The organism is Amycolatopsis sp. NPDC051071 (genome assembly GCF_040682875.1).
Classification (GTDB): Bacteria; Actinomycetota; Actinomycetes; order Mycobacteriales; family Pseudonocardiaceae; genus Amycolatopsis.
Genome location: NZ_JBFBBY010000232.1, coordinates 1 through 9,705, shown reverse-complemented (window position 1 = coordinate 9,705; position 9,705 = coordinate 1). Strand labels below are relative to the sequence as shown.

Genomic DNA, 9,705 nt, shown 5'->3' with positions numbered 1-9,705 from the left:
CACGACGACAGCGCGTGAAGGCCCCCTTCCCTCGGCTGAGCCGAGGGAAGGGGGCCTTCACGCGGCTCAGCGCCGTCTGGGGGCGGAGCGTGGCCGGAGCACTCAAGCGAGCTGAGTACGCAGCTCCTCGGCGGTGGTGACCGGGCGCTCGCACACATACCCGCGGCACACGTACGCGGCGGCGGCGCCCTCCACCAGAGGACGGTCGGCGAGCAGCGGTACACCCTCGGCGTCCGGAGTCCCGCTCACGACGACGGCGCCATCCGGCAGCGACGCGACGGCCACGGCCAGCAACTCCTCGCGGGAAGCGGGATCCGGTCCCACCACGGCCACCTGCACCGGACCGGCCGCGGCGGCTTCGGCGACCGCGAGCCAGTGCCCGGCGAACCGCGGCGCGTGGGCGGCGAGACGTCCGGCGCGGGCCAGCGCCTGATCGGCGGCCTCACGGTACCGGCCGACCTGGTCGTGCCCGGCCAGTACCGACGCGGTCAGCAGTGCGTTCGCCAGTGCCGAAGCCCCCGCCGGGCTGGCGTTGTCCGTGGGATCGGAAGGGCGCTGCACCAGGACTTCCGCGTCGTCGGCCGTGTCGTAGTAGGCACCCGGCGAGTCCGGGACGCCGAAATGCGCCAACGCCAGATCCAGCAACGTGATCGCGTCGGCGAGCCAGTGTGGTTCGCCGGTCGCCTGATGGAGTTCGAGCAGCCCTTCGGCGAGACAGGCGTAGTCCTCCAGTACTCCGGCCGTCGTCCCGACGACGCCGTCGCGTGAGGTCCGGCGCAGCCGGCCGGCCACGAAATGGGTGTCCATCAGGAAAGCGGCCGCACGGCCCGCCGCGTCGATCCATTGTGGACGATCCAGCCGCGAGCCCGCCTTGGCGAGCGCGCCGATCGCGAGCCCGTTCCAGGCCGCGATGACCTTGTCGTCGCGGGCGGGCTGCGGACGTCCGTCACGCGCGGCGAGCAACGTCCGGCGGACCCGCTCGTAACGTTCACCGTCCGACGGGTGCGGCTCACGCAGCCGCAAGGTCGACGCGCCGTGCTCGAAGTTGCCGCGTTCGGTCACCTGGAACAACTCGGCCGCCCAGGCTCCGTCTTCCTCGCCGAGCAACTCGGTGAGCTGCGCGGGTGTCCACACATAGGTGAGCCCCTCGACCCCGTCGGTGTCGGCGTCGAGGGACGCGGCGAATCCGCCTTCGGCCGTCCCGAGGTCACGCAGCAGGAACTCCGCGGTCTCCTTGACCGTCCGCCGCGCGTAGCCGAGCCCGGTCACTCCGTGGAACTGCACGAAGAAGCGCAGGAGCAAACCGTTGTCGTACAACATCTTCTCGAAGTGCGGTACTTCCCAGCGCGCGTCGACCGAGTAACGCGCGAAGCCGCCGGCGAGCTGGTCGTTGAGCCCGCCGAGCGCCATCGCCTCGGCCGTATGCTTCACCGGCGCGAGGACGTCCTCGGAGCCGGTGCGCTCGTAGTGCCGGAGCAGGAAGTTCAAGGCCATCGTCGGCGGGAACTTCGGCGCTCCCCCGAATCCACCGGACTCCTGGTCGTAGTCCTTACGCAACAAAGCGACCGCGGCGTCCAGCGCCTCAGCGTCCACAACGGACTCGGGAAGCGGGCCGCTCTTCTCCGTGAGATGCGCGATGATCTGCTGGGCACCCGAGCGCAGCTCCTCCGGGCGTTCGCCCCAGGCTTCGGCGACCGCGACCAGCAATTGCGGGAACGACGGCATCCCCGGCCGCGACGTCGGCGGATAGTAGGTGCCGCAGTGGAACGGCTCCCCTTCCGGGGTCAGGAAACACGTCATCGGCCAGCCGCCTTGGCCGGTCATCGCCTGCGTGGCGGCCATGTACACCGCGTCGATGTCCGGCCGCTCTTCGCGGTCCACCTTGATGTTGACGAAGTTCGCGTTCATCAGCGTCGCGGTGGTCTCGTCCTCGAACGACTCGTGCGCCATGACATGGCACCAGTGGCACGCCGCGTAGCCGACCGAGAGCAGGATCGGCACGTTCCGCCGCTTCGCCTCGGCCAGTGCTTCGGGCCCCCATGGCCACCAGTCCACCGGGTTCTCGGCGTGCTGCAGCAGATACGGACTGGTCGCGGCCTTCAGGCGGTTCGACATGTCTTCAGGGTCGCATGCGGAAAAGCACGCGCGCACGACGGCCGACTACGCGACACTCACCCAGTGTTGCTGACCATGACGACCACCCGGACCCCCGCCACCGACCTGGGCTTTCTCCTGCACAAACATCCGGAGAGGGCGCAGACGTTCACGTTATCGGCCGGGACGGCGAACGTCTTCTACCCCGAGGCGTCCGAGGAACGCTGCACGGTCGCGCTGCTGGTCGAGATCGACCCGATCGACCTCGTACGCGGCGGCGGGACGTCGTTGACGCAGTACGTCAACGACCGGCCGTACGCGGGTGGCTCGTATCTGGCGGTGGCGTTGCGGGCGGTGTTCACCTCGGCGCTGTCCGGCCGCTGCGCGAACCGGCCGGAACTGGTCGACGAGGTGTTCCCGCTGGAGATCCGTGTGCCGTCGCTGACCGCACGCGGCGGCGCGGAGGTCGTGCACAAGCTGTTCGAACCGCTCGGCTGGCAGGTGGAGGCGAAGGCCATCCCGCTCGACCCGGAATTCCCGCAGTGGGGCGATTCCCGCTACGTCGACCTCCGGCTGACCGGGACGCGGCGAGTCGTCGACGCGCTGCGGCACCTGTACGTCCTGCTGCCCGCGCTCGACGGCGACAAGCACTACTGGGTCGGCCAGGACGAGGCCGACAAGCTGCTGCGTGCCGGCGAAGGCTGGCTCGCCGACCACCCGGAACGGGACCTGATCACCAATCGGTACCTCGAACGGCGTCGCCCGATCGTCTCGTACGCGCTCGCTCAGCTGGCCGAAGCGGACGACGTGCCTGCCGAGACCGAAGCACTGGTCACCGAACTGCCGGACCGGCCCGAACCCCTCGCCGTCCAGCGGCACGGCAGTGTGCTTGCCGCACTCCGGGCGGCGGGCGCGCGACGCGTGCTCGACCTCGGCTGCGGTGGCGGCGCGCTGCTTCGCGTGCTCCAGAAGGACCCGTCGTTCACGGAGATCGTCGGTGTCGATGTGTCCGCGAGTGCTTTGGACATCGCCGACAAACGGCTGAAGGACAAGTCCCGGATCACCCTGCGGCAGTCCGCGCTGACCTACGCGGACCCGTCGCTGGCCGGGTATGACGCGGCGGTGCTGATGGAGGTGATCGAGCACGTCGACGAGGAGCGCCTGCCCGCGCTGGAGCATGCCGTATTCGGCGTCGCCGCCCCGCGGACCGTGCTCGTCACCACGCCGAACGCCGAATACAACCGGCACTTCGAATTCCTCGAAGACGGCCGGTTCCGGCACGCCGACCACCGTTTCGAATGGACCCGCGAGCAGTTCCGTTCGTGGGCCGACGGCGTGGCGGCGCAACGCGGCTACGCCGTCCGTCACCTGCCGGTAGGACAAGAGTCCCAGGAATCGGGACCGCCGACCCAACTGGCGGTCTTCACGTCTCGAAAGGAGGCCATGGCATGAAACTGACCATTCCCGACATGTCCCTCGTCGTGCTCGTCGGGGCCTCCGGCTCCGGTAAATCGACCTTCGCGCGGACGCATTTCGCACCGACGCAGGTGCTGTCCAGCGACTACTTCCGCGGTCTGGTGGCCGACGACGAGAACGATCAGAGCGCGTCGGCCGCCGCTTTCGACGTGCTTCACTACGTCGCGGCGAAGCGCCTCGAAGCCGGACGGGTCACCGTCATCGACGCGACGAACGTCCAGCGTACTTCCCGCGCGGGCCTGCTGAAACTGGCGAAGGACCACGACGTCCTGCCGACGGCGATCGTGCTGGACCTGCCGCTGAAGGTCTGTCAGGAACGCAACGAGTCCCGGCCGGACCGGGACTTCGGCGAGCATGTCGTCCGCCGTCAGCGCGGTGAACTCCACCGCTCGCTGAAGTCGTTGGAGCGTGAAGGTTTCCGCCGCGTCCACGTGCTGCGGAGCGAGGCCGAGATCGCCGAAGCGGAGATCGTCGTCGAGCCACTGCGCAACGACCTCCGCGACGTGACAGGGCCGTTCGACGTCATCGGCGACGTCCACGGCTGCCGCGAGGAACTGGAGGAACTGCTCGCCGAACTGGGTTACGTCGACGGCGTGCACCCGGCGGGCCGCACCGCAGTGTTCGTCGGCGACCTCGTCGACCGCGGCCCCGACACGCCGGGCGTGCTGCGCCGCGTGATGGCGATGGCCGAGGCGGGCAACGCGCTGGTCGTCTGCGGAAACCACGAACAGAAACTGGTCCGCGCGCTGAACGGGCGCAAGGTCCAGGTGACGCACGGGCTCGCCGAGTCGCTGGAGCAGCTTTCCGCACAGGACGAGGATTTCCGCGCGAAAGCGCACGCCTTCTGCGAAGGCCTCATCGCGCACTACGTGCTCGACGGCGGAAAGCTCGTCGTCGCGCACGCCGGGTTGCCCGAGAAGTACCACGGGCGCGCGTCCGGCCGCGTGCGGAGCACCGCGCTGTACGGCGACACCACCGGCGAGACCGACGAGTACGGCCTGCCGGTGCGGTTGCCGTGGGCACGCGACTACCGCGGCAGCGCGATGGTCCTCTATGGACATACGCCGACGCTGGAACCAGAGTGGGTCAACGGGACCATGTGCCTCGACACCGGCGCCGTCTTCGGCGGCAAGCTGACCGCGCTGCGTTACCCCGAGCGGGAAGTCGTCTCTGTGAAGGCGAAGAAGGTCTGGTATGAACCGACGCGGCCACTCGAACCGGCGCGGCCACTGGACGGGCGCGAGCCCGCGGTGCTGGAACTGGGTGACGTCACCGGGAAGCGGATCATCCAGACGCGGCACCACGGTCGCGTCGGGGTTTCGGCCGAGCAATCGGCGGCCGCGCTCGAAGTGATGAGCCGGTTCGCCGTCGACCCGCGCTGGCTGCCCTACCTGCCGCCGACGATGGCGCCGTGTTCGACGTCCGCCTTGGACGACTACCTGGAACACCCCGAGGAGGCGTTCGCCGAGTTCCGCGCGGCCGGGGTCCAATCCGTTGTGTGCGAAGAGAAGCACATGGGCTCGCGGGCGGTCGTGCTCGTCTGCCGTGACGACGGCGTGGCACCCGCGCGGTTCGGGATCAGCGGCGCCGGAGCGGTGTACACGCGCACCGGGCGGCCGTTCTTCACTCCCGGACAGAACGCTCGGTTGCTCGCCGGTGTGCGCGAAGCCGCGTCAGGCCTGTTCGAGGAACTGGACACCGGCTGGCTTCTGCTGGACGCGGAGTTGTTGCCATGGAGCGCGAAGGCCGGTTCGCTGATCTCGGGTCAGTACGCGGCCGTCGGAGCGGCGGCGCAAGCCGTGCTGCCCGCGGCCGTCGCTTCACTGGACGCGGCCGCCGCGCGCGGGATCGACGTATCCGGGCTGCTCGCGCGGACACGGGTCCGCGAGTCCACTGTGGACGCCTACCGGGACGCGTACCGGCGGTACTGCTGGCCGACCGACGGCCTCGACGGCGTCCGGCTCGCGCCGTTCCAGGTGCTGGCGTCGGAGGGCCGGTCGTACCACGATCGGCCGCACGACTGGCACCTCTCGCTGCTGGACCGGCTCGACGGCGACCTCTTCACGCGGACGCGGACCCTCTCCGTCGACACCACGGACCCGGCGTCGGTGGCGCACGGCGTCGACTGGTGGCTGGAGCTGACCGGGGCGGGCGGCGAGGGCATGGTCGTCAAACCGGCGGCGAACCTCACCCGCGGCACGCGCGGCCTGGTGCAGCCCGGGGTGAAGGTGCGCGGGCGGGAGTACCTGCGGATCATCTACGGGCCGGACTACACGCTGCCGGAGAACCTCACGCGGCTGCGCAAGCGCGGCCTGAACCGGAAGCGGGCGCTGGCACTGCGCGAGTACGCGCTGGGACTGGAGGCACTGGAGCGGCTGGCACGCGGGGAACCGCTGTGGCGGGTGCACGAGTGCGTGTTCGCCGTACTGGCACTGGAGTCGGATCCGGTCGACCCGCGCCTTTGACGGGCTCCGCCCGATGTCATGAAAGGGTCTTTCAGGACAGAATTTGTCCTGAAAGACCCTTTCATGACACTTCAGTCGGACTTGGAGGCTGGCTTCTCCACCTTCTCCACCTTCGCGGCCGGAGCAGACTTCTCGGCGACGGCCTTCTCAGCCGGAGCCTCGTCAGCGTGGGCATCGGGAGAAGCAGCGGGCTCGTCGAAGCTCTCCGGAAGCCGCTTCAGGTGCTTGGTCATCGACCGCACCAGCAACGCGACGGCGATCAGGAACAGGATGAGGATCAGGAAACCCACCGGGGACGACTTGCCGAAGTCCTCACCCTGGCCGCCGTTGTCGCCGTTGCCGGGCTGCTGTGCCAGGAACTGCGACGTCGCCGTCACCGGGATGACAGCGAACGCCGGCACCGCGACTGAAATCATTTCGCCTCCGCGGGAAAACATACGTCGGCGGTCATCTAGCTCACCTTCTCCTTGATACCGGCGAACAAATCGTCCTCCGGCAGGGTGCTGTCCACCAGTGAGCGGACCAGCTCGTACTCCTCGGTCGGCCAGACCTCGCGCTGCAGGTCGCGCGGGACGGCGAACCAGCGGCTGTCCGGGTCGATCTGGGTGGCGTGCGCCTTGAGGGCTTCGTCACGCTGTTCGAAGTAGTCGCCGCATTCGACGCGGGTGGTCACCCGCTCCATGATGTCGGCCTTCTCCGGATCCCAGGACTTGAGCCACTCCTCGTACGGCGACTCCAGGCCGCGGGCGACGAGTGCCTCGTGGAAGATCGTCATCCTGGCGCGCGAGAACCCGTGCACGTAATACAGCTTCAGCGGCTGCCACGGCTCGCCCGCGTCCGGGTAGCTCTCCGCCTCGCCCGCGGCGTCGAAGGCCGCCACCGAGATCTCGTGCGTGCGGATGTGGTCGGGATGCGGGTACCCGCCGTTCTCGTCGTAGGTGACGATCACCTGGGGGCGGAACTCGCGAATGACCTTCACCAGCGCGCGGGTGGACTCTTCGAGCGGGATGACCGCGAACGAGCCCTCCGGCAGCGGCGGCAGCGGGTCACCCTCGGGCAGGCCCGAGTCGATGAACCCGAGCCAGGTGTGACTCACGCCGAGGATCTTGGCCGCGCGGGCCATCTCCTCCCGGCGGATCTCGGTCATATTGGCCAGCACCTCGGGACGTTCCATGGCCGGGTTCAGCACACTGCCCGCTTCGCCGCCGGTACAGGTCACGACCATGACCTCGTGCCCTTCGGCGACATACCTGGCCAGCGTTGCCGCGCCCTTGCTCGACTCGTCATCGGGGTGCGCGTGCACCGCCATCAGGCGGAGGCGTGACTTCGGCGGTTCATCGGCTCGCACCATGCTCCGAACGTCCCCTTCTCGTTCCGTATTCCCTGCGACCCTGCCTGTCGGCCCGCGCGACCCGGCGCGGATACTCGGCAGGAACCACTCGCATACGACTCCATTGTCCCTGCGAGCACGACGACACCAACCGGGAGGCCCGGGTTGAGCACGGGACACGATGCTCCCACCGCGGAAAGCACCCGGACGGACGTGCCGGACGACCGGTACGGCAAGACCCGCGCCGCACGGCCCGCCCGCTGGCGCCGTCTCGTGTTCGGCGTGATCGCGCTGCTGGTCAGCGGTGGCCTCGCCTACGTCATGTACGTGAACTTCGGCTCCGCGCCCATCGAGGGCGAGCGCGTCTCATTCAGCGAGAAGCCGGGCGACGCGATGGAGATCACCATCAACGTGACCAGGGACGACGTGAACCGTCCTGGGGTGTGCGTCGTGCGTGTCCGCGACAAGGCCGGTGGCGAGAGCGGCCGTAAAGAGGTCTTGATTCAGCCCGGTTCGAAGAACAGCCGGGTGACGACCACCATCAAGAGCATCGGAAGGCCGGTCACGGCTGATATCTTCGGATGCTCGTACGACGTACCACGTTACTTGTCAAGGCCATAGCGGCCAACGGGGTGAACCGGGCGCCGAACGCCGAGGCGCGACCGAAATGACCGGCGGCGATGGCGCGCGCCGTGTTACTCTGATCTACCGGCACGGCCCAAGACGGGCCGTGTTTTTCCTTTATCTCAACCAGGTCGGCACGCCATGCCGATCTGGTGGCCGGCTTGTACACCCAAGCCTGGCAGGCCCCTACGAGGAGATGGTGACCGTGAGCGACACAAAGGTGACCTGGCTGACCCAGGATGCCTACGACAGGCTCAAGCAGGAACTCGACCACTACATCGAGCTCCGCCCGGTCATCGCCGCGAAGATCAACGACAGCCGCGAAGAGGGCGACCTCAAGGAGAACGGCGGCTACCACGCCGCCCGCGAAGAGCAGGGCCAGCACGAAGCCCGCATCCGCCACCTCCAGGAGCTCCTTCGTGGTGCCAAGGTGGGCGAGCCGCCCGCCAACGACGGCAGCGCGGGACCGGGCAAGGTCCTCACCGTGCGTTACGACGGCGACGACGAGGATGAGAACTTCCTCTTGGCGACCCGCGAAGAGGGCACCGAAGGCGGCCTGGACGTCTACTCCCCGGAGTCCCCCCTCGGCAAGGCGCTGCTCGGCGCCAAAGAGGGCGAGACCCGCGAGTACGAGCTGCCCAACGGCAGCATCCAGAAGGTGACGCTCGTCAAGGCCGTGCCTTACACCGACAAGTGAGCCTTCGCGCGCCCGGCCCGATATGGCCGGACGCGCATATGAGCCGTTAACGTGACCTCCGGAGAATCTGGAGGGATCATGAGCGAGCTACCGATCTGCGTCGCCTGTGGCATGCAGTACGCGGAACCCAGGTCCGACTGCCCGGTCTGCGACGACGAACGTCAGTACGTCCCGCAGGCCGGTCAGCGGTGGACCGATCTGAACACCATTCGAGCCAGTGGGACCTACACGGCCCGCGTCGAGGAGCAGGGCCCCGGCATCATCGGCGTCGGGTCCACCCCCAACTACGCCATTGGCGAGCGGGCACTGCTGGTCAAGGCCGAATCCGGCAACTTCCTGTGGGATTGCGCGGGCTTCATCGACGACGACCTCGTCGCCAAGGTGCGTGCTCTCGGCGGGATCACCGGCATCGCGATCAGCCATCCGCACTACTACACCACGATGGTCGAATGGGCCCACGCCTTCGACGCGCCCGTGTACCTGCACGAAGACGACCAGCAATGGATCGGCAGGCCGGATCCGGCGATCAAACTGTGGAGCGGCGTGAGCCTCGACGTCGCCCCCGATCTGCGGCTGCTCAACCTCGGCGTGCACTTCGCCGGCGGAACGGTGCTGCACTGGCCCGGCGGGGAGAACGGCCGCGGCGCGCTGCTCTCTGGCGACATCCTGCAGGTCATCCCGGACCGCCGGTTCGTCGGCATGATGTACAGCTACCCGAACCTGATCCCGGAACGCCCGGACGTCGTCCGGCGTGCGGCCGAACTGCTCGAACCGTACGAGTTCGAGGCGATCTACGGCGCCTGGTGGGACGCGATCATCCGGACCGACGGGCACGAAGCCGTCCAGCGGTCGGCGAAGCGGTACCTGGGGCAGGTGCTTTAGCGGTCGTAAGTGGCCCGGCGCCCGCCGCGGCCATCCCCGCACGCGCGTGTGTCATGAGGGGTCCCCATAGGACACTTTTCGTCCCAGCAACCCGCCATTCTGGCAGGAATCGTGGAGCGACAGGCCGAAATCGCCGA

At 68.5% G+C, this 9,705-nt stretch carries 8 protein-coding genes; 5 read left to right on the top strand and 3 right to left on the bottom strand.

Annotation, left to right across the window (positions count from 1 at the left end; translation table 11 throughout):
* Window positions 1–102: 102 nt before the first annotated feature.
* Complete coding sequence (locus AB0M65_RS38140) at window positions 103–2,115, bottom strand: thioredoxin domain-containing protein (RefSeq protein WP_364039530.1); 2,013 nt, start codon at window positions 2,113–2,115, stop codon at window positions 103–105.
* Window positions 2,116–2,178: 63 nt separating this feature from the next.
* On the opposite strand from AB0M65_RS38140, the gene AB0M65_RS38135 reads away from it, so the two are divergent.
* Both AB0M65_RS38135 and AB0M65_RS38130 read left to right on the top strand, forming a co-directional pair.
* Window positions 2,179–3,546, top strand: a complete 1,368-nt coding sequence (locus tag AB0M65_RS38135; protein WP_364039527.1) for a 3' terminal RNA ribose 2'-O-methyltransferase Hen1 — start codon at window positions 2,179–2,181, stop codon at window positions 3,544–3,546.
* Window positions 3,543–6,035, top strand: a complete 2,493-nt coding sequence (locus tag AB0M65_RS38130; RefSeq protein WP_364039524.1) for a polynucleotide kinase-phosphatase — start codon at window positions 3,543–3,545, stop codon at window positions 6,033–6,035. Before AB0M65_RS38135 ends, AB0M65_RS38130 begins: the two co-directional genes overlap by 4 nt.
* Window positions 6,036–6,106: 71 nt before the next feature.
* On the opposite strand, the gene AB0M65_RS38125 is transcribed toward AB0M65_RS38130, so the two are convergent.
* The gene (locus tag AB0M65_RS38125; protein ID WP_364039533.1) at window positions 6,107–6,448 is read right to left on the bottom strand and encodes a hypothetical protein; all 342 of its coding nucleotides are present in this window, start codon (window positions 6,446–6,448) and stop codon (window positions 6,107–6,109) included.
* Window positions 6,449–6,486: 38 nt separating this feature from the next.
* Window positions 6,487–7,386, bottom strand: a complete 900-nt coding sequence (gene mca / locus AB0M65_RS38120; protein WP_364039521.1) for a mycothiol conjugate amidase Mca — start codon at window positions 7,384–7,386, stop codon at window positions 6,487–6,489.
* Between the two features lie 144 nt (window positions 7,387–7,530).
* Here mca and AB0M65_RS38115 point away from each other — a divergent pair, with 144 nt between their 5' ends.
* The 3 genes from AB0M65_RS38115 to AB0M65_RS38105 all read left to right on the top strand — a co-directional run bounded on the left by AB0M65_RS38115 (window position 7,531) and on the right by AB0M65_RS38105 (window position 9,568).
* Complete coding sequence (locus AB0M65_RS38115; RefSeq protein WP_364039518.1) at window positions 7,531–7,986, top strand: DUF4307 domain-containing protein; 456 nt, start codon at window positions 7,531–7,533, stop codon at window positions 7,984–7,986.
* Between the two features lie 199 nt (window positions 7,987–8,185).
* Window positions 8,186–8,686, top strand: coding sequence for a transcription elongation factor GreA (gene greA, locus AB0M65_RS38110; RefSeq protein ID WP_364039515.1), 501 nt, complete (start codon window positions 8,186–8,188; stop codon window positions 8,684–8,686).
* A 78-nt stretch (window positions 8,687–8,764) separates the two neighbouring features.
* Window positions 8,765–9,568, top strand: a complete 804-nt coding sequence (locus tag AB0M65_RS38105; protein ID WP_364039512.1) for an MBL fold metallo-hydrolase — start codon at window positions 8,765–8,767, stop codon at window positions 9,566–9,568.
* The last annotated feature ends 137 nt before the right edge of the window (window positions 9,569–9,705 follow it).

Coding starts and splice junctions, on each gene's coding strand:
- AB0M65_RS38140 (WP_364039530.1), bottom strand. CDS start 2,115: ATGTCGAACCGCCTGAAGGCCGCGACCAGTCCGTATCTGCTGCAGCAC.
- AB0M65_RS38130 (WP_364039524.1), top strand. CDS start 3,543: ATGAAACTGACCATTCCCGACATGTCCCTCGTCGTGCTCGTCGGGGCC.
- mca (WP_364039521.1), bottom strand. CDS start 7,386: ATGGTGCGAGCCGATGAACCGCCGAAGTCACGCCTCCGCCTGATGGCG.
- greA (WP_364039515.1), top strand. CDS start 8,186: ATGGTGACCGTGAGCGACACAAAGGTGACCTGGCTGACCCAGGATGCC.
- AB0M65_RS38105 (WP_364039512.1), top strand. CDS start 8,765: ATGAGCGAGCTACCGATCTGCGTCGCCTGTGGCATGCAGTACGCGGAA.